Source organism: Deltaproteobacteria bacterium, assembly GCA_016931625.1.
Classification (GTDB): Bacteria; Myxococcota; XYA12-FULL-58-9; order XYA12-FULL-58-9; family JAFGEK01; genus JAFGEK01.
The window spans coordinates 1-24,201 of record JAFGEK010000145.1 but is presented as its reverse complement, the minus strand read 5'-3'; the positions used below and the strand labels follow the sequence as shown (position 1 = coordinate 24,201).

The window sequence follows — 24,201 nt, the reverse complement described above, 5'->3', positions numbered from 1 at the left end:
CTAGATAATCATAATACTCTGAGAGTAATAGTGAACTATCATCGCGTTGCAGACATGACCAAAGCTGTTGTAGTTCATCATATGCAATATCAACTACCGGCAAACCTTGCCCAATAACTACAGCTTGATCTAATAGCTGATCATCCTCACGTATTTTATTTTTAAAGTGATTTTTTAAGCATGCTGCATGTTGTCCGACACTTATAAGAAGGACAAAACCGACATAAAAGCAGAAATAAAAGATGTCATAATTTAGCTAGTTATAATGCTATTTAATAAAGATCTAGCTATTTTTTAAATATTATCGTAGGTATTGGATAATCAAGAAATTGTGATAAAGATGATTTTATGTCTTTTATTGCAGATTTGCATATCCATTCAAAATATTCTCGTGCCACTAGTCGTGATTGCGACTTGGAACATTTATCAGCATGGGCGCAACGTAAAGGCATTAGCGTTATCGGGACCGGTGATTTTACCCACCCAGCGTGGATGGCAGAACTTAGCGAAAAATTAGTGCCTGCCGAGCCTGGGCTTTTTCGTCTTAATCATGAAATTGAAAAACAGGTTGCCAGCACCTTACCTGCAATTTGTCGTAGCGAAGTGCGTTTTATGCTGCAGGTTGAAATTTCAAATATTTATAAAAAAGCTGAATGCACTCGCAAAGTACATAATCTTATTTATGCACCTGATTTCATTCAGGCAAAAGCGTTCGCTGCTAAGTTAGGTTCAATTGGTAATATAACTTCAGACGGGCGACCTATTCTTGGCCTTGATGCCCATGACCTTTTAGAAATACAACTTGAGACAGTGCCTGACGGTTTTTTTGTGCCAGCTCATATTTGGACGCCATGGTTTGCCGTGCTTGGCTCAAAGTCAGGTTTTGACAGCATTGAAGAATGTTTCGATGATTTAACTAAATACATTTTTGCAGTTGAGACTGGTTTATCATCTGACCCAGCTATGAATTGGCGCCTTTCTGCTTTAGATAGCTACCGTTTAATCTCAAATTCGGATGCACATTCACCGGCAAAATTAGGTCGTGAATCATGTCGTTTTAATACAACAATGGATTTTTTTGCTATACGCCAAGCACTAGCTACGGGCGTAGGTTATAATGGAACTATCGAATTTTTCCCAGAAGAGGGTAAATATCACCTTGATGGTCATCGAGATTGTTCGCAACGCCTCTCTCCAAAAGAAACCATAGATAATAATGGGTTGTGCCCTACATGTGGAAAGCCTGTAACTGTTGGCGTATTACATAGAGTAGAAGAGCTGGCGGATCGTTCTGATGGTTTTAAACCTGAACATGCTGCAGGATATAAAAGTTTGGTGCCGTTATGTGAAATTTTAGGTGAAATAAATCGGGTTGGTGCTACTAGTCAGACGGTAACCCGAGCATATCAAAATCTTCTTAATAATTTAGGCTCAGAATTTTATGTGCTTGAACATGCACCACTAGAAGACATTGCTCATAATTCTTCAAGCTTATTAGTTGAAGCTTTAACTCGGTTACGCCATGGCAAAGTAAAGTGCGACGCCGGTTATGACGGAGAATATGGCGTCATTCGTCTTTTTGAACCCAAAGAGCTTACGGATACTAATAAAACGGCGCTTTTATTTAATTTACCAGACAAAGTAACAAATTATAATGAAAAGAAAGAAAATACTATCCAAGATAAATCAGAGATCGATAATGATATGCAAAAACAAGATAATATAGATTCTGTTAAAGTCGACCCTTATGAAAGTGAGATTAAGAATAGCAAGGATGAAGGTTTGCCCAATAAATTTATACCCCAAAATAATAAAGAGTTAGAAAGTGAAGTCACCTTTAAAAAATCATTGCTAGCCGGTCTTGATGTTCAGCAAAAACAAGCGGCGCAATTACGTGAAGGGCCAGTAATAATTATTGCAGGCCCTGGTACCGGCAAAACGCGTACTTTAACGCATCGGATTGCTTGGCAAATTAAAAATGGCGCAACTGCCGAGCAGTGCCTAGCGATAACTTTTACCCGACGTGCAGCCAATGAGCTGCAAGAGCGTTTAGCAAAACTAATACCTGATGATTATACAAACGTCACAATAGCTACATTTCATAGTTTAGGGTTAATAATATTACGTGAATTTGGTAAGTATATAGGGCTATCGCTAAACTTCGAAGTTTTAGATGCACAGCAGCAAAAAGAACTGATTGCCAAAGCTTTTAATCAGAAATTATCGACAGCACATAAACTACGAGAAGAAATTACACGTTATAAACGCAATATTGGTGATAATTTACCTAACGATTTAACTGGGTCATATAAAACATATCAACAAGCACTACATAACGCTAATGCTGTTGATTTTGATGATTTAATTCGCTTGCCGGTTTTATTATTAAAAGATTCGCAAAAAATTAAAGAACAATTACAACACCGATTTGTATGGATATCAGTTGATGAGTTTCAAGATGTTGATCCTTTGCAATATTGTTTATTGACTTTATTAGCTCCACCAAATGCAAATATTTGTGTTATCGGTGATCCGGATCAATCAATTTATGCTTTTCGGGGTAGCGATGTCGAATTATTTTGGCGTTTTACAAAAGATTATCCCAGCACAAAGCAAATTAAGCTTAACCGTAATTATCGTTCATCAGATGCAATTATCAAGGCTGCTTTGCAAGCAATTGCACCTATGAGTTTAGTACCAGCGCGTGAAATTGAACCGATAATTAAAGGAGGATGCAAATTAATAATTCACAGCGCAGCAAGCGAACGAGCCGAAGCTGAATTTGTAGTTCATAATATTGAACAGTTGCTTGCAGGCCATTCATTTTTTTCGTTTGATAGCAAACGGGCAAGCGGTAATGAAACTACTAATTTATCATTTAGTGATTTTGCCATACTCTTTCGTAACAATAGTCAAAGCCAGATATTATGTGAAGCCTTCGCTAATTCAGGTTTGCCAGTTCAGGCGCCAGGTGATGACCCAGAGGTTTTTGACCCAAGAGCTGAAAAAATCACTTTATTAACTTTACATGCTGCTAAAGGTTTAGAATTTAAAGTAGTATTTATTGTGGGATGTGAAGATGGTTTAATACCACTTCGTTTTGGCAATGAACTTGCTGCAAGTTTAGCTGAAGAGCGTCGTCTGTTTTTTGTTGGTATGACGCGAGCGCGTGATAAGCTTTTTTTAACTCGGGCACGTAAACGTTTAAGATTCGGGAAAATGATTGACACAGCAGCATCGCCATTTATTGATGATATTGAACAAGTATTATTAGAGAAACGCCAACAAGAATTAAAACGAAAAACCCAAAAAGCTGCCGCAAAACAACTTGAGTTATTATAGAAAAAATATGATTAAAGATCTAACTCAAGATAAGTCAACTTAGCAACTTGAACATAATTAATAATAACTGGAGAACGTCTGGTTTTATAATTAAAGCTAAGCAAAAACTGGCCCAGATAGAGGCTATTTGATTCATAATTAACCCTATAAAAATAGTTAAGCAGTATTATTTACCGTAAGTTTTATTAAATTAAAATTAAAATTGACTCGCATAAATAATAAGAGGATATTTATAGCATAGTTTTGCCTAATAATTAAACTTAGATAATTCAAAATTTTATCATTTGAAATATTGCTTATGACTAATGTTTTTAAAACTAACATTGAAAAGCGTATTTGGAACAAGGAGCCCAAATGAAGCTGCATTCCAAGGTTTATCAAATTATAACACTTGCGACTTTTATTCTTACTGGATGTAGTAGCAGTGAGCAGCCAGATGCTATGGTGCATGCTGCCGTCGAAGCGGCCAATGGTAAGCCGCAAGCCCTATGGGCAAGCTTGCCTGCGAGCTATCAAAATGATGTTAAAGGATTAGTTACAGCGCTTGCAGAAAAACTTGACCCTAAGGTTTGGGATGAAGCATTTTTGCTAGCGCAAAAAGCCACAAAAGTCGCCCAAGATAAAAAAGATTTTATTTTGCAGATGCCCCAGCTGCAAATGGTAAAGATCGATCCTGATGGCTATGATGCAATGGTGAAAATTTTAACAACCTTAGCCAACAGCGAAGTTAAAACGGTTGCTGGATTAAAAGCTATTGATATTGAAAATTTTCTTTCTGGAACTATCTCTGGATTAATGTCGGATCTTATCAAAGCCTCAAAAGCCGCAGCAAAAGCTAAAAAAGCAACGGGTGTCGTAAGCAATCTTGATAAATTCAAAAGTGCTAAGACTACAGTAGTTAGTGTTGATGGCGACAAGGCTGTGGTAAAAATTGAAATCGAAGGTGAAAAACCAACCGAAGAAGAATTTGTTAAAGTTGAAGGCAAATGGATCCCTAAAAAACTTGCCGACAGTTGGGCTGCTTCTATTGAGCGAGCAAAAGCGTCAATTGCAAAAATAAAATTTGAACCACAAATGATTACAATGTTTCAGCAGATGAAAACTAAAATCGAGGAGGTTTTAGATAAACTTGCTGCAACAAAAACCAAAGATGAATTCAATGCAGCTTTAACTCAAGCAATGCAAGCAATGCCAGGTTTAGGAGTTCATCGAGCTACTCCTATCCCAGCTAAAGGACCAGATGGTGCGATGCAACCTGGGGCATTTCCGCCAGGTTCTAAAGAAGCAAAAATGATGAAGAAAATGATGAAAAAAGCTCCAAAAGTCAAAGGTAAAAAGGGTAAAAAAGGTAAAAAGAAAAAAGTTAAAGCTACACCGTAAGTAAATCAGCCAGAAGTTAAAGCATCAGCAGCCTGTAATAGCGCTAAATGATATTCTTCGTTGTTTCGATTGCTTCTTGATTAGGATCAAAATTGGTTAATAATCCGGCATCTTGAGCATGCAAACCTCCGCTTTCGTAGCTTGATAAATTTCCCACTACATCAGCGTAATCAGCGGCAGTAAGTTTTTCAGCCGCTGGTAATACTTTTACCATTATAAAGTTCTGATTATTATGTGTACATAAGTAATAATAATTAAGGAATAATTAAGGGACACTCCCTGACTAGCTTAGCTTTTTTTGGATCAACTCATTTACTAGCTTAGGATTAGCCTTACCGCCGGTTTGTTTCATTACTTGGCCGACAAAAAAGCCCAGCATATTGGTACGGCCTGCTTTATATTTAGCCACCGATTCAGGATTTTTAGCCAGTACTTCGTCGATAAGTGGTTCAATGCTGCCAACATCGCTAACTTGTTTGAGACCATGCTCATCAACAATGCGTTTCGGTGAATCACCAGCTTTAAGATCAGCAAAGATATCTTTGGCAATTTTACCAGAAATGATATTATCTTCGACAAGCTCAACTAGCTCGCCAATTTGTTGTGCATATGCATCAGTCAAGGTTGCAGCAGCCGCAGTATCATCGTTTTGAGTTTTTAGTTTGCGTAACACTTCGTTTATTACCCAATTGGCGATAGCTTTTGGCTTTTTAAATACTGCCAATGCTTTTTCAAAAAACAGCGCTATTTCTGCATCTTCGGTGAGGATATTCGCGTCATAATTTGATAAACCGAGTTCGGTAGTATAACGTTTTAATTTTGCCGCGGGTAATTCTGGTAGCTCAGTTCTAATATTTTCAATATATGAAGGTTCAAGCACTAAATTGGGCAAATCAGGGTCAGGGAAATAACGATAGTCATGGGCTTCTTCTTTTGAGCGCATCGAACGGGTAACTTTAGCTTGGGTATCCCATAGTCGTGTTTCTTGAACGATGGTACCGCCAGATGCTAATACCTCTTTTTGACGTTCAATTTCGTATTCTATTGCCTGTTGCACAAAACGAAAAGAGTTAATGTTTTTAAGCTCGGTACGAGTCCCTAGCTTAGTTTCACCTACCGGACGTATTGAAACATTGGCATCACAGCGTAAACTACCTTCTTCCATGTTGCCATCACAAACCCCAAGATAGCGCAAGATTTGCCGCAAGGTTTTCATATAAGCGGCAGCTTGTGCAGCAGAGCGAATATCTGGTTGGCTGACTATTTCAACTAAAGGAGTGCCGCCACGGTTGAAGTCAACATAGCTGCGGTTGCCAGCAATAAGGTCGTCGTGAACATTTTTAGCAGCATCTTCTTCCATATGAATACGCATAATGCGTACGGTACTTGTTGCGCCGTCAACCTCAACAATTAATTGACCATCAGTAGCAATCGGTTGATCGTACTGGCTGATTTGGTAACCTTTAGGTAGGTCGGGATAAAAGTAATTTTTACGCGACCATTGGCTGCGTGGATGTATGGTGCAACCTAAGCCCAAACCAGCACGTATCGCTAAATCAACTGCATGACGATTAAGCACTGGTAAGACACCGGGCATACCAAGGCAAACTGCACAAGTATGAAGATTGACATCGGCGCCAAACGCAGTTGAGCAACTGCAAAAAAGTTTACTCTGGGTGCGCAGTTGCGCATGAACTTCTAAGCCAATAACAGGTTCGTAGCGAGTCATAATGCTGGCCTTTGCAAATGCCATTTATGCTCACGCTCATAGGCGCGAGCTGTACGTAAAAGTAAAGCCTCAGCCATTGGGGCAGCAATTAGCTGTATACCGATGGGTAAACCGTCTTTGGTAAAACCACAAGGTAGCGAGATACCTGGTAGCCCGGCCATATTCACACTTACTGTAAAAACATCAGCGAGATACATTTTAATAGGATCACTGACGTTTTCGCCCAATTTAAATGCAGGGCTTGGGCTGGTAGGTGTAATCAATGCATCACATTGTGCAAATGCATTAGCAAAATCACGTTGTACTAAAGTACGAACTTTTTGGGCTTTGCCATAATAGGCATCGTAATAACCTGCTGATAGAGCGTAAGTGCCAAGCATGATACGTCGCTTAACTTCACTGCCAAACTGTGAGCGTGTATCATCATACATTTCATTTAAGCCTAAACCTGGGTCACGTCGTGGGCCATAGCGAACGCCATCATAACGAGCCAGGTTACTTGAGGCTTCTGCTGTTGCTACTAAATAATAAGCAGCGATGGCATAGTCTGTATGAGGTAATGAAATCTCGCTTATTTTTGCACCGAGTTGCTCGTAGGTTTTAATAGCCGCTTCAACCGCAGCACGCACTTGTGCATCGATACCCGGAGCAAAGTATTCTTTAGGTATGCCTAAGCGTAACCCTGACACACCTTGCTCTATATCTTTAGTATAATCTGGTACTGCTACATCTGCACTAGTAGAGTCATGTGGATCATGCCCCGCAATTACTTGCAAGACCTGCGCACAATCAGTCACATCTTTGGTTAGTGGACCAACTTGATCTAAAGAACTTGCATAAGCAATAACCCCAAAACGTGACACCCGGCTATAAGTTGGTTTAAGCCCAACAACACCACATAAAGCTGCTGGTTGACGAATTGAGCCACCTGTATCAGTACCTAAAGTGGCAAATGCCAAACCAGCCGCTACCGCAATTGCACAACCACCTGAAGAACCGCCTGGTACACGTTCAGGGTCCCAAGGGTTACGTGCAGGAGTAAAGCCAGAGTACTCATTAGATGAGCCCATGGCAAATTCATCCATATTGAGTTTGCCAAGCAGCACCACTCCAGCATCTTTTAGTTTTTGTACTACTGTACCATTATATGGCGGTTTAAAACCTGCTAAGATTTTTGATCCACAAGTTGTTGGCATGCCCTCTGTAAGAAAAATATCTTTAAGAGCCATTGGCACACCGTCAAGTGGACCGTTGGTATTATTAGCGCGGCGTCGCTCATCACTCGCTTTAGCCAAAGCTAAGGCACCAACACTGTCAACATGCAAATACGCACCGAGGTTATTGGTAGCCTCAATACGCTCTAAACATGCTTGCGTAGCTTCGATGCTTGATATTTCGTTTTGAGCTAGCTTTTGCGCCAATTCATGGGCGGTTAATTCATATAACTTTGTCATAGTTTACTCGATGATTTTTGGTACCCCAAAACCATTGCCAAGCGGTTCAGGTGCATTAGCCAAAGCTTTATCAAGACCAATACCGGATTGTGCTTGGTCATTACGAAATTTTGTGGGTAATGGTACTGCATGGGCTGTAGGGGCAATATTACTAGTGTCGAGTTCGTCAAGCTTATGTACATAGTCGAGAATTTTACCGAGATCTTGAGTAAAAGCGGCGATCTCTGCTTCTGAGAGCCGTAAATGTGCTAAACGCGCTACATATAACACTAGGTCTTTGTCGATCATAGTGACTCCAAATACCAGTTCTTTTGAGGGCTATAAAAGGTAAATAGCAAAAAAGCAAAGGCCAAAGCTTAAAAAACTATTTGCGTCTATTGAGTAAGTTTAGAAAGCATACGCTTAGCTAAGGATGCGTCATCTCCTTCGGGAGTAATTTCGAGATATTTACGATAGTGTTTAATAGCGTCTGCTTTCTTATCTTGCATACGATAAACTTCGGCTATGCCGAAATGCGCATCAGCAAAATCTGGTTTTGCTGCTAAAGCTTTTTTAAAGCTTTGCAAGGCATTTTGATAATTGTCAGTATCTAAATTGCAAAAGCCGATGCCAGTATATGCAGCGGCATCGTTTGGTTTTTGTGCTAATGCGAGATTGTAGTGCTTAATGGCAAGCTCAGTTTTTTCAGATCTCCGCAAGCGTTCAGCAAGAGTAAAATGTTGCAGATACGTAGCGCTATCAAGTTCATAATCTGTTGATAGATTCGATAGTGTGGGTTTAAGCGGTGGTGGTGGTGGTGGATTTAATTCATTTAGTAGAGCACGTGCCCTTTCATGATCAGGCACAGTTTTTAATATGGTTTCAACATGAAATAAGGCTTTACTGCTATTGCCTTGAGTTTGAAAAATGCGAGCAAGCCGATAACGTACTCGCATCAAATCGGGCGCAGCTTCAAGAGCTTCGTCGAAGTGGCGAATAGCACGTTCGGTTAGTGTGGGATCATCAGCAACGCTTGTACCTTCGATATAGGCTAACCAAGGGTCTTGCGGTGCAATTTGTCGTGCTTGCTTAAGTAGCGGTCGCATACGATTAAATGCTTTCATAATGCGATAGTAGTCAGCTATAGCGAGCAAACCAGCAGCACCATCTGGGTCTAATTCAATTGCACCTTTAGCTTGATTAAAAGCATTATTAACTCTTTGTTGAAATTCTTTTTTACGCTCAACAATTGCTTCATGTTGTTTAGCAGCTACTTCACGGTCATCTGCGAAAGTAGTAGTTAGGGCAACTTCAATTTCATTAATTTCTTCTGCAAGATAATCAGCGCGATTTAGTTCAGCCTGAGCGAGACTAGCTTTTGCTAAAGCATATTTTGGCTCAGCTATTAAAATAGTTTCATAAATACTGCGCGCATGCTCAATAGCAGCATAGCTGTCACGATGTAATTCTACGTTAGCATTGTGTAGTTGCTGCAAAATAAGAGAATTTACTTTATGGCCGAATACACGTTTTTTTATTTCAGGGCGTAATAATAAAATTGTCCCAATAAGCAGAGTGATTAATAAAACAGCTAATAAAATTATTAAATTAAGGTGATTCTTGGGCTGCGCACGTAAGTTATAAACGTATTCTTCTTGGTTTTGCCAATTGCTGCGAATATCAGAAACTACATATTGTGAATCACTGTTTTCAACAGATTTAGAATTAAGTTTTATACCCGCTGTTAAAAACTGCGGTAGCGGTTGGGTGTTATTTTTCCAGTTGGTGATTGAAGCTGAATTTGTACTGATTGGTGGTGGTTTTAAAGTTAATGGAGGCAATTTATTTGTAGTATCGCTAGTTGATAAAGGTTCGGTATCGCCTACTAATGCAAAAAAAGGTGCAAGATCATCAATATCTCTCAAATGTTGCCAATTATCGTTACCAATAGCTAATTCGTCATTGCGAGAAACCCGTCGTTCAACGATCCAACGCTGCAAAGTCGCCATATCATCAACAGGGGTAATTTCACCGTTTGGATAACGCAAGCGTAGGGCACTTTTATTAATTGTTTCTGGTACAGGGTAGGCACGAAAGACATGATTACAATTGCCGCATTTTACCGCAACACCCTCAGGCGGTACGCGAGCTGTTTCAAGCTCGTATAAAGTCAGGCATTTTTCGCAGCGTACGTCCATCGCTGATTTTCTTGGTTAGGTTTTTTGCTGAGTTAATAGATATCGCTATTTTGGCGTTGTTGGCAACTTTGTTGGTTTTTTTGACGCCTTTAGATTGCATAAGTTTAATGAGTACATTGAGTTTTTGCAGTATCCATACGATGCTGAATTCCATTGCCTAAATAACATGTGAACATTCGGGTGGATTGAACATCACCTTACTTAGATAAGTTAATTTTGTGCAGCTACAAGCTGCAAAGGTAACCAGAGTGTAATGAATATGTAACTAAGTCTCATGCTGCTATAGCTTATTATATGTTTCGACATTACAAACCCTTGACCAAAACCCCAATGACATGGTTTTCGCCTGTTGCAGTTGTCTTTTAGTATCATAAGTAGCTTACTAAAGGAGCAGGCATCGTCATGGTAACGGCCGCAATTATGACTGTAATGATTGTAGTGGCGTTAACGGTTTTTGCGTTATTAATAGGCCCGCGTTTTCGCGTACTTTTACATTTAAAACGTGATATGCGCTTTAACCAAATTCCTAAACGTTTAATCAACACTTTAAAATTCGCCCTTGGTCAGTGGCGCATGCCACGCGATTTTATTGCTGGCATCGCACATATTTTCATTTTTAGTGGCTTTTTGGTGGTGGCCATCGCGACCATTACTCATTTTGTGCATGCCTATGATCCAAAGTGGCATCTACCCGGTCTTGGGGGCAGAGCAGGGCAGATTTACATCTTAATTAAAGATATTTTTGAAATATTAGTATTAATAGGGGTTATTTACGGATTGTGGCGACGTCTGAAGCCTCATGAATCTCGCGTTGGTCGTTCATGGGAAGGTATTTTTGTTTTGGGCATGATTTTCACGCTCATGATCACTGACTTTCTCACTTTCGGTGGTGAGTTACTAGCACGCAATGGATGTGCTCCTTGTTCACTTGATTACAGCCCGGCTGGCGCCACTGCGGCAATGTTGCTTGCTCCTTTAGGAGTTGACACAGCGCACTTCATTGGCGTTGCGTCATGGTGGATTCATTGCACTTTAATCTTAGTTTTTTTAAATTTCTTGCCCATAGGCAAGCATTTTCATGTCATTACTGCTTTTCCTAATGTGTTTTTTAAAACCTTAAGACCATATGGGCAAATAGAAAAAATAAATCTCGAAGAGGCAGAAGAGTTTGGCATTCGCTCAACGGCTGATTTAACTTGGCATATGGCCCTTAACACTTATTCGTGCACAGAGTGTGGCCGTTGTAATATGTATTGTCCAACTAAGCTTACCGATAAACCGTTATCACATCGTCAGCTTAACCTCGATCTCAAGCATGCGTTAGCGGCTGATCGCAAAACGATAATCTCGGGCGATAAAGAAGCTAAAAGTGCATTACCTGAATTAGTTGGCGAGCGCATTAGCCCCGATACTATTTGGGCATGTACCACCTGTGGTTCTTGCGAGACTGAGTGCCCAGTACTAATCGAACAAACTCCACGAATTATTGGGTTGCGCCAACATAAGGTTTTGATGGAGGGCGATGTTGCCCCCGAACTTGCGCGAGCTTTTAAAGGTATTGAACAAAATCAAAATCCCTGGGGTTTAGGCTCTGACCAACGTGATACCTGGGCCGAAGGTTTAGATATACCGAGAATAGCTGACGTTGCCGGTAACGGTGAAACACCACTATTATATTGGGTAGGTTGTGCTGGCTCTTTTGATGATCGTGCAAAAAAAGTTAGCGTAGCAATGGTGAATATCTTACGAGCTGCCGGGGTGAATTTTGCCATTCTCGGTAAAGAAGAAGGCTGTACTGGCGATAGTGCTCGCCGAGCTGGTAACGAATATCTGTTTGCAATGATGGCTGAAACTAATGTTGAGTTGTTAAATAATTATAAGGTCAAAAAAATACTGGTTACCTGTCCGCATTGTTTTCATACTTTTAGCAAAGAATACCCACAATTTGGTGGCAATTATGAAGTTATGCACCATACAACTTTAATTAATGAACTAATCGCTAGCGGTAAACTGAAGTTGAAGAATACTGTTACTATTAATATTGCCTATCATGATTCATGTTACCTTGGTCGTTATCAAAATAATTATAATGATCCACGAGAAGTTATTGCAGCGGTGCCAGGCGCTACATTAGTTGAGTTACCACGCAATAAATCACGTGCGGTGTGTTGCGGTGCAGGAGGCGCTCGTTTTTGGCTTGAAGAAAAAATCGGTGAGCGTATTAATGTTCATCGCGCTCGTGAAGCTGTAGCTTGCAATACCGATACGATTGGCACCAATTGTCCGTTTTGTCTTACTATGTTAAAAGACGGTGTAGCTGCCCTTGATAAAGATGATAATGTTAAGGTGCTTGATCTGGCTGAAATTGTCGCACAAGCCTTGTCCACAAAAGAATAATAACCTTTCATAGTAAAAGTGATGTATGATTAACAGCCCCAAGATAACGTTATGCTAAAAATACTCTGTTGTGTTTATACCCTGGGTAAAAAATACTCAGAAAAATGTCATCTGTGCTTTGACGTCCGGCTGTTACCCGGTGTACGGTGAGGCCACTGTGAAAGGATTCATTTTAGCTGCTGGTTTTGGCAAGCGATTAAGTCCTATTACTGAGAGCACGCCTAAACCGCTTTTACCGGTTGGTAACCTACCTCTAATCGGATATTCGCTGAAATTGCTTGCACATCATGGTATTAATGAAGTGATTATTAATGTACATCATCATGGCAAACAAATTCGTGATGCTCTAGGCAAAGGTCGTAATTATGGTGTGAAGATAATTTATAGCGAAGAAGATGAAATTTTAGGTACCGGTGGAGGGCTCAAACGCATGTATGAGCTCTTAAGTGAAGAGACCTTTGTTGTAGTCAATAGCGATACAATTATCGATGTAGATCTTAAGCAAGCTATTAATCATCATCGCTATAGTGGGGCATTGGCGACCATGGTTTTACGCCAAGATGAAAATCAAAATGAATTCGGTCAAATTGAGGTCGATGCAACTGGGCGCATACGGCGCATTTTAGGTCAAGGTGCAAATTCTGAATCTCTTAAAGCATACATGTTTGCAGGTGTACATATACTTGAACCTCGTTTTCTTGATTATATTCCATTAGAAGTGAACACCTGCATTAATCGTTATGCCTATATGAAAGCTTTAGATAATGACGAAGTTCTAAATAGTTATATCGTTGATGGATACTTTGCGGATGCTGGAACACCACAACGATATTTTCAAGCCAACCTTGATGTACTTGAACAAAACGTTAAGCTTGCGCATGCCGACCCATTAGCTGGTTTTGCTATCTCACCAAGGCGAGCGGTGGCTGAGGTTGTGCGTATGGGTAAGGATGTTGAGTTATCTCCTGGGGTAAATATTGTCCCTCCAGTATTGCTTGGTAATGGTGTTCGTTTAGCTGAAGGTGTGCGGGTAGGGCCATATGCGATATTGCAAGACGATGTTCATGTAGGTCATCATGCTGAGTTACATCACTGTATTGCTTTAAAAGATGCTCGTATTGATGCTGAGAGCGAAATCGCTTGGCAGCTTGTCAGTCGTAAATCGTCATTGCCTTTAGGCAATTAACCATATTTGTAATGCAAACTGATGATGATGGGCCGTAAAGACCTAAAGAGCATCTTTACGGCCCGCACGCAAGAAGAAGAGGTGACCTCGAATTTTCTCGTGGCCAGTTCTTCAAAAACAAGCGGGCTACTTGATGGGCAGAAACAAGCAGCTACTCTTGTCTATTAAATAAAATTAGCAATATTTATGCCATAGGATTATTGCTTATAGGTGGCGTCAAAATATGATAATATCAAGAAGAGATTATATCTGATGTATGTTAGAGTATGTTACATTTGATGTAAAAAATGCATAGTAGTGACATTTTTTTCGCGATACTCAATTATCCCAATAAGTAAAATTACTAGGGACACCCCCTAAATAACCTGGTTTACATAATCTTGTGCATGAAAAAGTACACCACTTGTTTCATCATTTAATAGCACTGGTACTAAAGCACCAGGTAGAACGGACTCTACCGAATTCGGAGCGTTTATACCACCCATATCAGTACGTAACCAACCAGGATCTAAGAGGTTCATTAGTACTCCAGTGCTTTTTAGGCGTACAACACTATCTTTTACAAATTTATCGACGGCGGCTTTAGTGAGAGCATAAGCGATGAGTTCGGGTTGATTAGTAATGCCTGAAGATACATTAACGATACGTCCCCAATGTTTATCAATCATATTTGGAATTAGTAAATGACAAAGACGTACAAGAGTAATGACGTTTATCTCAAAGCCTAAGCGAAAATCGTCAGGTGGTACCTTCAACCAATTAGAGCGGAATGGCGGCATTACTGCAGCATTATTATAAAGAATATCTATGCCACCAGAGAAATCTTGGGCTTTTTTTGCTAATTTATCGACAGCTTGCTGATCTGATAATTCGGTTGCAACTTGATAAACTTGAATGCCGCTAGAGATAAGCTCTTTAGCTAGTGAAGCTGTATGTTCAAGATTGCGACTATGTAGCACTAAATTGCAGCCATATTGCGCAAGACCTAAACTTACTTGTTGACCGATACCACGACTGGCGCCAGTTACTAAAGCCCATTTACCATTAATGTCAGCCTTATTCATAAAAGATTCCTCATTGATTGTGGTTTTAGATATGAGATATTTAGGGACACTTTTTATTACATAAAATAATTTAATTTGTATGAATGCAAGCATTAAAATTTGGCACACAGTCAGGTCGGCAGCTAAGCGTACCGCCTAAATAGCCATAAGCCATACAAGTATCCTTACCATGCGCAAATCGGTTACCGTCACACAATTCGTTAATCTCAATTATACCATTACCGCAAGTGCCGCAATCTGGATCAACTAAGCCAGCATGAGTACATGTCCAGCGATTAGTATTGAAATCAAAGCGGTTAGCGCAGACGCCATTGGCTGTACATAAGCTTAAACATTCAGGGTCAGGTTTACCACCAATTATATCGCAGACATCACACAACCCGTTAGCATACCGAGTAGCAGCACAGGGATCAGCTGCATTGCAGGTAGAAGTGTTTACCGTACAGTCGATATTGCAAGTGAGCGTTCCACTACCCAAACCTAAACTAATGCACAAAATTCCCCAGGGGCCAAATTCGTCTCCTTCACAATACTCTTTGGGATCGCGATGTCCGTTGCCGCAAGTTGAAATGCCATGGCAATTTGAAACATTAAAAGACATACAGTCAGAAGCACAAGCTAAAGTGCCTGCATTAAAACCAAGTGAAACACAAGTTTCACTATTCATATTTAGGGTGTCACATGTTTCCGGTCCACTTACTATATCATCAGGGCAGATAGCGGTAGTTGTACATGCTGTAGTATCAAAGGCTAAGCAATCATTTTGACATTTAAGTTCACCAGCGTTATAGCCTAAGCTTTGACAGGTTTGATCCGATAATTGATCACCGTCGCATATTTCGGTAACCCCGATGATGCCATCATGACATTCGTCAAAAGTGCAATTAGAAAAATCATAAGCGCAGTCATGGCGACAAGCTAAAATACCGCCAGTATATCCCCAGTCGCTGCATTTGCCTTTGCCAATATTATCACCATCGCAAAGTTCATGGTTTTCTAAGATGCCATTATTGCAGATACCACAATCAGGATCACGCATTTGCATGGTGTGTTCGCAAGTCCATACTCGATTTGTATAATCAAAATAATCAGCGCACACGATGCTGTCAGCACCACACCAAGTTATACAATCAGGGTCAAGAGGGCCACCCCAAAGGTCACAAGGGTCACAGAGATTGGCGGTATTGCCTTGGCTACCACAACTAGTTTTTGCTTTTGCACAACCGCTATAGTCAATTTCGCAGCGGTCATTACATTTTAACATACCAACTCCTAAGCCTGCGGCTTCACAAGTTGTGATGCCGTTTAAAAAAATATCACCATCACAACTTTCATAACCATCGATAATGTGGTTACCGCAACCAAGAGTTCTGCCAACGCAATTAGAGTAATCAAAGCTTTTACAATCGCTAGCGCAGAAAAGTTGTCCAGTGGTGAAACCTTGGTTAGCGCAAGTAGCATTGCCTAAGTCAGTACCATCACAAATTTCGTTGGCCTCTTTAATGTTGTTGTTACAAAGTGCACTTAAATCTGGGTTAGTGTCGCTTGCATCATTCTTTTTGCTTCTATTGGTGCAACTATTAGTAACTAAGATTATGAATATAAAAGTAAAACGACTGGCCATTTTAATTCCTGGAAATAGATGATGCATCATCTTGAATTTACTTTGTTTCATATGCGTTACGATATTTATCAATTGTACTATTAAATATTAAAGCTTGCTAGAATAATTAGGGACACCCCTAAATTACAAGGCAATAAGCTTTGATTTTAGCCGAATTAAATATTTGCTAAAAGACCAATTCGGCGACCAAACATATTGGGCAAGAGTCGACCCAGCACTTGCTTTTAAAGGTAGGCATATGTCAGAGATAGTCAAGAAGTTATTTTAGGTAGATAAAACTGAGTTATTAATTATATTTTAAAATATTTTTCATTAATCATTAAACCATTAGCATCGATAATAATTTGACCTTGCATTACCTGAGTACTGCTAAGATAACCACCAGATAACCCAACGTTACCACCAACGCCTAATTCTTCCGCCTTGCCGCAAAGTTTGGCCTCTTTCTCATCAAAAGTTTTCACCGTGCCATTGATAATTAAGGCACCACCACTGGCAAAATATTGTTCAAGAGCATTTTGTAATAGAGTGGGATTATTTGTGCTTAATGCCTGCATAACCGTATCGGCTAAAGCCGGGGTGCTGCGCAGTATAGCATCAAGATCAATTGTGCCTGTTACATTGACACCTTTACCAAGAGCCATAAATGAACCGCTAACAGTTAACGACGTGTTATTACTAATTAAATTACCACTGCTGTCGTAAGTTAACTTACCACGTACACCAACTTTTAATTTAAGTTCACCTGCTTTAATCTCTACAGAAATAGTATCAGAGAATTTTGCTTTACCGGTTATATCAATACCAGCTGAGCCGCTACCGATAATACTATAAGTACCATCATTGTTTTTTTCAAAGCGTAAATTCCCTTCAGTGTAGCTAGTGCCTTCACCTTTAGCACCGGCTGCAGCTGTGGCACTAGCGGTTGCTTTGCCATGTATATTTGCGGTGCCTTCAATAGCTGTAAAATGTCTTTGTAAATAGGTACGCGATGCCCCAGGAATATTTAAGCCAGTAGCACTGGCAATAGCATCCAGACCAGTATGCACAGCATCGGGTAGAACATCTATACCAACCATATCAGCCATAAAAGCAAGCCAAGCGGTAGCTTCACCAGGTTGTGAAAAGTCGCTAGTAATTTCAAACTTACTTGCACCGCCTATTCCTAATTTACCATTAAGATCATAACCCGCTGGCCCAACAGTACTGTCAGCACCAAGTAAAGCACCGGCTTTGCCACCTAACTGAAAACTAGTTATAAATTGATTAGGTTTAGTACTACTGCGCGTAATCGTTATTTCAGTATTACCAGCACCATAGAATCCAATAATAGCTTTGCCTTCAGCAGTAATTTCACCTTTAAATCTAATGCTGCCACCAGGGGGCAATTGTTCAAGTTGCAAAGCGGTAATGATTGCACTATCAATAGAAGTAATGCGGCTGTTATCAATAGCTAGAGCATTAACTGATTTTGATGCATCATCGCTATCGTTTATACCATGTGTATTATCACCATTGGTTGGTATTGGGGCAGTATCTAAACCACCGGTTTGCGCGTAAGCGATACGCATGGTTAAGTCTTCAAGAGCTTTTTGCGTTGCAGTATCTAGCTCACCAGTTACTGCAAGTTGATATTCATTAGCAAAAGCTTGTTGTATGCGCGCAACTGCAAGACGTGATTGCGGTCCATATAGCCCATCTTCAGCAATACTATCCCAACCGTAATAGTTATTAGTTTGATTGATGAGTTTTTGATAATTGAGGACTTCATCAGAGTAGGGTAGCACTAACGCTTCAACTGATATAATTTCGTCAGTGATTACCACTTCGTTTTCGCCAATTTTATTGTTTGCACTACTATCTGAAGTGTTAGACCTATTATCAGTAGAATTATCTATTTGGTAATTAGTTGGCACGCTGGCAGATGTATTTGACTTATCTGTAGCATTGTTTGCAATAAGAGTAGGCTCAGGTGGAAGTCTTCTTTTATTAAAAGCCTCTATTTCGTTTTGCAAGGTATTTTGAAACATTTTTCCCGCTGCATTGATTGCATCAGTATTGCCACTTTCAAGAGCTTGGCTTAAGGCATTGGCGCTTGTTACTACTTTTTGCGCAGCGTATAAATCAGCTTCACTACGGCTGCCATCTTTGGCGATAACCGCGACAAGACCAACCCCAGCAGCAGTAGCAGCCATATAGTCGTCATTATTAAGTGCAGTATTTATCGCATTAATACCTGTAAATACTTTACCAACATCGGCCAATTGATTTTGCAGCGACGATCGAGGAGTTTTTGGGTCTTGAGGTCCAACTACATTACTAGCCGTAGTAGCTAAAGTTGCCATACCACCCAGCAGCGCTGTTTCGCGATTATTTTTTGCATTTTCAAGATTCTTCTCGGCAAGCTCGATAGCTGCAAGATCGCCCGTTGTTTTTGCGCGGTTGAGTTCATCTTGTGCTTGGGATACTGCTTGGTCAGCTTTGTAACATGTATCTATTGCATTAAATACCCCATCTGCATGATGAAGACGTTGCGAAAGGTCTTTTGCACCATAAACAGATGACAAATCAGCGATTGCAGCGTTGAGCGCTTGCGACGCGCCAATATAATTGCCATCGTGAAATTGTTGCAGAGTAGTTAGAATATGGGCTGAAGTATCAAGTTGCTGTTGCAGCTTAGATTTCTGAGCTTGAGGATCTTGAGAACCAATTATATTAGATGTGGTACTGATTAATGTGGCAGCGCCACCAATAATTGCGCTGTTACGATTTTGTTTGGCAGCATCAAGATTTGTTTGCGCTGCCGCAATAGCTTCATCATCACCTGAAATAAAAGCAGCCTCCAAAAGTGCTTGTGCTTGATCAAGTTGTTTGTCGGCATTAACATAGTTAGTAATTACATTCAAACCAGTAGCAGCATGACCCATACGCGAAGATAAATCTTTATTACCTAGATCACCGGTTACCACACCAGCACCAGCTACTAAACTCTGTGTTGCTGCTAAGTAATTATCGTTATTGATATTGCTTGCGACAGTTAACGTTGTAGCCGCAGTATGTAAACCAGCTTTAAGATCACCTGAAGCATTTTTACTTAAGTTATTTGCAGCAAAATTAGCCCCAGTCGCTAGTCCGCCAAGTAAAGCATTTGTACGAGCGTTCTTAGCGTCATCAAGAGATTTTTGTGCTGCTGCAATAGCATCTTGGTCACCACTTAATTGAGCTGCAGCTAGGGTAGCGTTGGCATCATTAACCGCTTTATTAGCTTGTATATAACCTTCAGCAGTACTTAAGCCAGTAGCAACAGTGTTTATAGTTTTAGCGGCATTTAGACCCTTACCGCTTGCCCCTGCAGAGCCAGTAGCAATATCAGCTACACCTGCGACAATATTAGTAAAGCCACCTTCATTTATTTTTTCAACTCCGTTTGTAGCAGAAGTGACACCGTCGGTTACACGATTTATTGTATCGGCAGTTTTGCTGCTTATAGCTCCTGCTTTACCAAGAAGACTTGCGCCACCGCCAACCATAGCGGCGCCGCCAGTAATAGCACCGAAAACATCGCCATCTTTAATTCCCTCATAGAGCGAAACAGCACCATTAATTAAGCGCGCGCCCATACCAACCGGACCTGGGATCCAACTAGCAACGCCAAGACCAATTTTAACTATAGTGCCTAATTTTGATGGTGGATTACATTCAGTAGCATCAAGATGAAAATTGTCTGATATGGTAAGATGTTGTGTATGTTCACCTACTTTAAATTCTTGTTTACCCGGAGTAACTAGGGCATTTGCTACATTTTGCACAGTTGTTTGCAAATCTGTATCAGCAACATTATCAAGTGCATGACTTGGCACTCGCGCAGCACTCCAAAGTACGGCCTTTACTTGTTCGCGATCAAGCTCTGGCGCACCATACTGATCAAGATAAAGAAATTGCTTTATGGCTAGACTTAATCGCATCGATTGTTCTGCGAGGTCTTTAGGTGGTCCACCGCCAAATTCTGCAACTGCTCCGGCAGGACTTTCATTTATGTATGCAACCGCAGCTTTAATTTGTGCAGGGTCCATACGATCTTGAGGAATGCCGGCATTTTCAAGAGCAAAAACCAATTCGCTAGCTGTCAGGGGTTTAGGTGGATCTGTAAGTTGACTATTTGATAACTCAAGTACCTGATTAGTTAAGGTGTTTGCTGTTTCATTGAATTCATCGGTGTTCATACCGAAGCCAACCGTACCAATATTCCAAAAAGCGCGTGGTGGTGGCTGTGGCAGATTATTTCCAAGCGAATCGACATCTATTTCTGTAATAGTTGTATTATTAATTGTCGATTCATTTTGCTCGTATCCAGTAATTATTGTTTGCCCTTCGATAAGAGGCGCCTGAGTATCGAGTATTTGAGGATTAAGCTTTTGTAGTGTTGCACAATCAATTGCAAGATCATCTGCTATTTTGTTTAAGGTGTCGGTTTGTTTTGCAGAGATAATACATAATGAAGGTTCTTTTTCCGCCTCAGAACTGTTTAAACATAGATCATTTTGTCTAATTGCCTGTTGCGCTTTAGTGGTTTGTTCGTCTTTTTGGGCGGTGTTGTTGAAGTTTGTTTCGAGCTGATCTTGTTCTTTTATGGCTTTTAATGACTCTTGACGCGCATCTTCTTCAGCCTGTTCTAAGGCCAGCATTTGCAATTCAAGTTGGCGTTGTCTTTCTAATTCACGCTGTCTTTCGAGTTCGCGTTGCCGTTCAAGTTCGCGCTGTAGTTCTTCTTGATAGCGTAAAAAATTAAATCTAGCATCATTCTCGTAAGTAGAATTTAACTCTGACATAGGTAGCTCCTGCAAGATAGGCATATGCCTTCTAGGCGCTAAGAGTAAAAACAACGGCCGGAGACTTCAATTAACTGGACTTACGTTTGATAAAGATAGTGTGGTTACTTTTTTTTTTAAAAAAAAATGAATTGCTAGATGAAAAAATTTCTGCTGCAGTGAGACAAATACTTAGTTTGGTTTTTTAAAAAAACGAATGATACAAATAATAATTTAATATTCTTTTACAGCGCAAAGCAATGCTAGAAAATCAGTTTTCCTTGGCTTGATAACATAGTAGTTTTTCCTGCTGCATCGATAGCTATGAAGTGTTTGGCATTCGGAGAAATGGTAACTCGACGAGCTTTAATAAGGTATGGCAAATATCGGTTTTATGCTGCTATCAAGCGGCCAAGCAACTATGTACTCATTTACAATAGCAACAAAATAACTATTGTCAGCAGCAATAGCAGCATCAGTAAATCTCCACCCACCAATTGTACGTAGTAAGACACCATCACGATGCCATAGATTGGCTGGATATCCTATAGTGATAAAATATTGACTGTCAGGTGAGAATATTACTTTAGTGTTTCGGTCTGAATATTGCGAATCAAAAAATAAAGAAAAACGGTGCGTATAATCCCATAGTCTTGTACTGCCATGCCCATTCATGCTTGCGGCTAAAGTGGTATGTTGAGCTTGCCACTAATATCCCAAAGACGCAAAGTTCGGTCATAGCTGACACTCGCAAGCTGCATACCATCAGGAGAAAATGCGATTGCTTCAATGCGGTCTTGATGACCACTAAATATACGCAATATCTTACCATCTAGTGATCTTAATTCAATATTATTATCAATAGCTACCGCAACCAGCTGCCCATTTGGAGAAAATATAATGGCTCGGGCTATTCTGGGGGCCATTTTTTTATGAGAAATTGACGTAAGTGTTTTGTCCTTCAACAAGTATTGATAATTTATTTGTGGCAATTCAATTTGCTGTGGCCGCGAGGCACGCATATTCAGTTGGTTATCAAGATATTCAATAGTAGCGATTGCTGAACGATATTGATTTGTTTGTCTATCATATTCATCGCTTTTGCGCATTACCAGCATGTATTCGCTATAAGCTTTATGTGCGGCTTGGTTTTCTTTAGCTGGTAAAGGATAACATTCAGTAATGTAGAGATAGCTTCTCTCTGGTGCTGAATTGATATCGAGATTTGGCTGCGTTCTAAAATATCCAACATATTCTTTCATTGATTCATTTAACAGGGCATATTGATTTTTGCGACAATGTTTAATCACATCGCCAGTTACTTGCGGATGACACCAAGAAAAATGGAGTTGCTCGTGCATTATCGGCATGATTATAGTGTTCGCTTTACCGAAATGAGCACAAATACCACCAGGCAAAAAATTAGTAGCAATGGTACCAACTACTCTGAATTTTTGATCATGGTATTTATCTGGCCAACTTAATAGTTCATGAGCAGAAACGCGTTGTGATGGCTCTTGATAAAGCTGCCATAGTGGTTGTTTTTGTTGCCACACTTGTGGTTGGTAATCGTCGGGTAGTTCTTGCCATTGTGTGCCATTAAATGCGAGAATTTTTGCATCATTTGTAGCGACATAAGCATGACCATCATTTGCATATACCATCCGTCCGTGAAGTTGGCGGTGCTGTAAAAATGTTTGCCAATGCTTACCGTTGTGCATATAAACTGCGCGTGGCCATTGACACGGTATCCAAAGATTGCTCCGTTTATCACGTTGGAGATAATTAATATGCTGACATGCAGGCATAGATGCAATAATAGAATTGTTATTGCTTGCTATTATAGAAGTGTTTATTACCTCAGTAGATAGTTCATATATTTTAGTCGAAGTATCAAAATTATCCGTATTTTCAGTAACAAGATACATTATTTTAAATATTGGATCAAAATCAAGATGAGCATATCCGGGCAGTTTTTTCCATGGCATAGGTAAATTTGTCCATTTATTGTCAGCAAAAACCTTAAAGCCATGATCAGTAGTAAATGCCCATAGTCTACCACTATCATCTGCAGCAAAGTCGTAAACATTGCTAATCATCATTTTGGTATCAGGTCCGTCGATAGGATAAAGATTAAATTCTTGGCGCGCTATAATTTGATGCCAAACAGGATTTAGATATCCCACCCCAGAATCTACCGGTAGAATCTTCTGCGAAGCTTATGTGATTATAAAAACTCATGCCGGTTGGAATATGAAGACGATTCCATAAATTATTATCAAACAATAAAATATTTCCATTTCCTATACTTACCAATTTACGATTTCGACTATCAATAAAAATTGAATTGGTTGATAATTTTACATTGTATGGTTGCATATAATAAATAAATTTATCATTTTCATATTTATAAAGCCCGAATTGACCTGTTGAGATAACCCAAAGCGTATCATTTTTATCAACGGCTAAATATATTTCCCATTTTTTTGGAAGGTTATGAATCTGTAGAGCAAAAGCCGAGGTGCAGAAAAAATTGCTAACAAGAAAAAAAAGTATAAGCAAGAAGCGTATGCATTTAATTATTAAGGTTAAACTTTTGGTCAATTTATAAAACATTGGCGAACAAGTAGTTAATAATGATAAATTAAATAAAAAATTATATCATAGTTTTAACAAACGCGTATAAGTATTTGTTAAATGGTGTGCATGTATTTATTCAGGTTTAGAGAATTTTAACCAAAAGTAAAAGCAAAAGCTTGAACACCTTTATCGAGAAATTCAATTTTAATCACGTGGTCATGGTTGAGATTTTTTTGCCTTATTAATTGATATAATCGATGTTCATGGACGATACCGTTGCCTTTGGCATCAGTACCAGCAAGTCCTAATGCAACTCCTGGCTTTGTTAATGCTATTGCTGTCATTACTTGGGCACCACGAATTGACATACTAAATAATGCGAGGTCATATATCAAAAGATCATGTTCATTTATTTATATCAATACCGCCACAAGTATGTATCAGTCGTTTAATGCAATAT

At 39.8% G+C, this 24,201-nt stretch carries 16 protein-coding genes; 5 read left to right on the top strand and 11 right to left on the bottom strand.

Annotation, left to right across the window (positions count from 1 at the left end):
* Nucleotides 1-348: 348 nt before the first annotated feature.
* Both JW841_12220 and JW841_12215 read left to right on the top strand, forming a co-directional pair.
* On the top strand, nt 349-3,342 hold the full coding sequence (locus JW841_12220; GenBank protein ID MBN1961705.1) for a UvrD-helicase domain-containing protein: 2,994 nt from the start codon (nt 349-351) through the stop codon (nt 3,340-3,342).
* A 354-nt stretch (nt 3,343-3,696) separates the two neighbouring features.
* Nucleotides 3,697-4,722, top strand: coding sequence for a hypothetical protein (locus JW841_12215; protein ID MBN1961704.1), 1,026 nt, complete (start codon nt 3,697-3,699; stop codon nt 4,720-4,722).
* A gap of 43 nt (nt 4,723-4,765) precedes the next feature.
* Here JW841_12215 and JW841_12210 read toward each other — a convergent pair whose 3' ends face one another.
* From JW841_12210 to JW841_12190, 5 genes are all read right to left on the bottom strand, one after another.
* The gene (locus JW841_12210) at nt 4,766-4,936 is read right to left on the bottom strand and encodes a hypothetical protein (protein ID MBN1961703.1); all 171 of its coding nucleotides are present in this window, start codon (nt 4,934-4,936) and stop codon (nt 4,766-4,768) included.
* Nucleotides 4,937-5,005: 69 nt separating this feature from the next.
* On the bottom strand, nt 5,006-6,451 hold the full coding sequence (gene gatB, locus JW841_12205) for an Asp-tRNA(Asn)/Glu-tRNA(Gln) amidotransferase subunit GatB (protein MBN1961702.1): 1,446 nt from the start codon (nt 6,449-6,451) through the stop codon (nt 5,006-5,008).
* Nucleotides 6,448-7,905, bottom strand: coding sequence for an Asp-tRNA(Asn)/Glu-tRNA(Gln) amidotransferase subunit GatA (gatA, locus tag JW841_12200; protein ID MBN1961701.1), 1,458 nt, complete (start codon nt 7,903-7,905; stop codon nt 6,448-6,450). Before gatA ends, gatB begins: the two co-directional genes overlap by 4 nt.
* 3 nt (nt 7,906-7,908) lie before the next feature.
* A complete protein-coding gene (gatC, locus tag JW841_12195) occupies nt 7,909-8,193 on the bottom strand; it encodes an Asp-tRNA(Asn)/Glu-tRNA(Gln) amidotransferase subunit GatC (GenBank protein MBN1961700.1) in 285 nt (94 codons plus the stop codon).
* Nucleotides 8,194-8,279: 86 nt separating this feature from the next.
* The gene (locus tag JW841_12190) at nt 8,280-10,082 is read right to left on the bottom strand and encodes a zinc-ribbon domain-containing protein (protein ID MBN1961699.1); all 1,803 of its coding nucleotides are present in this window, start codon (nt 10,080-10,082) and stop codon (nt 8,280-8,282) included.
* A gap of 420 nt (nt 10,083-10,502) precedes the next feature.
* On the opposite strand from JW841_12190, the gene JW841_12185 reads away from it, so the two are divergent.
* Nucleotides 10,503-12,479, top strand: a complete 1,977-nt coding sequence (locus JW841_12185; protein ID MBN1961698.1) for a (Fe-S)-binding protein — start codon at nt 10,503-10,505, stop codon at nt 12,477-12,479.
* 157 nt (nt 12,480-12,636) lie between these two features.
* Entirely contained in the window at nt 12,637-13,665 is a 1,029-nt protein-coding gene (locus JW841_12180) for an NDP-sugar synthase (protein MBN1961697.1), read from the top strand.
* Nucleotides 13,666-14,021: 356 nt separating this feature from the next.
* On the opposite strand, the gene JW841_12175 is transcribed toward JW841_12180, so the two are convergent.
* From JW841_12175 to JW841_12150, 6 genes are all read right to left on the bottom strand, one after another.
* On the bottom strand, nt 14,022-14,729 hold the full coding sequence (locus tag JW841_12175; GenBank protein MBN1961696.1) for an SDR family oxidoreductase: 708 nt from the start codon (nt 14,727-14,729) through the stop codon (nt 14,022-14,024).
* A gap of 70 nt (nt 14,730-14,799) precedes the next feature.
* On the bottom strand, nt 14,800-16,353 hold the full coding sequence (locus tag JW841_12170; protein ID MBN1961695.1) for a hypothetical protein: 1,554 nt from the start codon (nt 16,351-16,353) through the stop codon (nt 14,800-14,802).
* A gap of 290 nt (nt 16,354-16,643) precedes the next feature.
* Nucleotides 16,644-21,182 (bottom strand): peptidoglycan-binding protein, encoded by a 4,539-nt coding sequence (locus JW841_12165; protein MBN1961694.1) that lies wholly within the window; start codon nt 21,180-21,182, stop codon nt 16,644-16,646.
* Between the two features lie 345 nt (nt 21,183-21,527).
* A complete protein-coding gene (locus JW841_12160) occupies nt 21,528-21,836 on the bottom strand; it encodes a hypothetical protein (GenBank protein ID MBN1961693.1) in 309 nt (102 codons plus the stop codon).
* 8 nt (nt 21,837-21,844) lie between these two features.
* Nucleotides 21,845-23,347 carry a hypothetical protein gene (locus tag JW841_12155; GenBank protein MBN1961692.1) on the bottom strand — a complete coding sequence of 501 codons (1,503 nt, stop codon included), beginning with the start codon at nt 23,345-23,347 and terminating at the stop codon, nt 21,845-21,847.
* Nucleotides 23,348-23,893: 546 nt separating this feature from the next.
* Nucleotides 23,894-24,109 carry a hypothetical protein gene (locus JW841_12150; GenBank protein ID MBN1961691.1) on the bottom strand — a complete coding sequence of 72 codons (216 nt, stop codon included), beginning with the start codon at nt 24,107-24,109 and terminating at the stop codon, nt 23,894-23,896.
* Nucleotides 24,110-24,117: 8 nt separating this feature from the next.
* Between JW841_12150 and JW841_12145 the strand changes: the two genes are divergently transcribed.
* On the top strand, nt 24,118-24,201 hold an 84-nt coding region (locus JW841_12145; protein ID MBN1961690.1), incomplete at its 3' end, for a transposase.

Excerpts from the sequence above, each read along its gene's own strand:
- JW841_12220 (MBN1961705.1), top strand. The coding sequence starts at position 349 with ATGTCTTTTATTGCAGATTTGCATATCCATTCAAAATATTCTCGTGCC.
- JW841_12215 (MBN1961704.1), top strand. The coding sequence starts at position 3,697 with ATGAAGCTGCATTCCAAGGTTTATCAAATTATAACACTTGCGACTTTT.
- JW841_12210 (MBN1961703.1), bottom strand. The coding sequence starts at position 4,936 with ATGGTAAAAGTATTACCAGCGGCTGAAAAACTTACTGCCGCTGATTAC.
- gatB (MBN1961702.1), bottom strand. The coding sequence starts at position 6,451 with ATGACTCGCTACGAACCTGTTATTGGCTTAGAAGTTCATGCGCAACTG.
- gatA (MBN1961701.1), bottom strand. The coding sequence starts at position 7,905 with ATGACAAAGTTATATGAATTAACCGCCCATGAATTGGCGCAAAAGCTA.
- gatC (MBN1961700.1), bottom strand. The coding sequence starts at position 8,193 with ATGATCGACAAAGACCTAGTGTTATATGTAGCGCGTTTAGCACATTTA.
- JW841_12190 (MBN1961699.1), bottom strand. The coding sequence starts at position 10,082 with ATGGACGTACGCTGCGAAAAATGCCTGACTTTATACGAGCTTGAAACA.
- JW841_12185 (MBN1961698.1), top strand. The coding sequence starts at position 10,503 with ATGACTGTAATGATTGTAGTGGCGTTAACGGTTTTTGCGTTATTAATA.
- JW841_12175 (MBN1961696.1), bottom strand. The coding sequence starts at position 14,729 with ATGAATAAGGCTGACATTAATGGTAAATGGGCTTTAGTAACTGGCGCC.
- JW841_12170 (MBN1961695.1), bottom strand. The coding sequence starts at position 16,353 with ATGGCCAGTCGTTTTACTTTTATATTCATAATCTTAGTTACTAATAGT.
- JW841_12165 (MBN1961694.1), bottom strand. The coding sequence starts at position 21,182 with ATGTCAGAGTTAAATTCTACTTACGAGAATGATGCTAGATTTAATTTT.
- JW841_12160 (MBN1961693.1), bottom strand. The coding sequence starts at position 21,836 with ATGAATGGGCATGGCAGTACAAGACTATGGGATTATACGCACCGTTTT.
- JW841_12150 (MBN1961691.1), bottom strand. The coding sequence starts at position 24,109 with ATGTCAATTCGTGGTGCCCAAGTAATGACAGCAATAGCATTAACAAAG.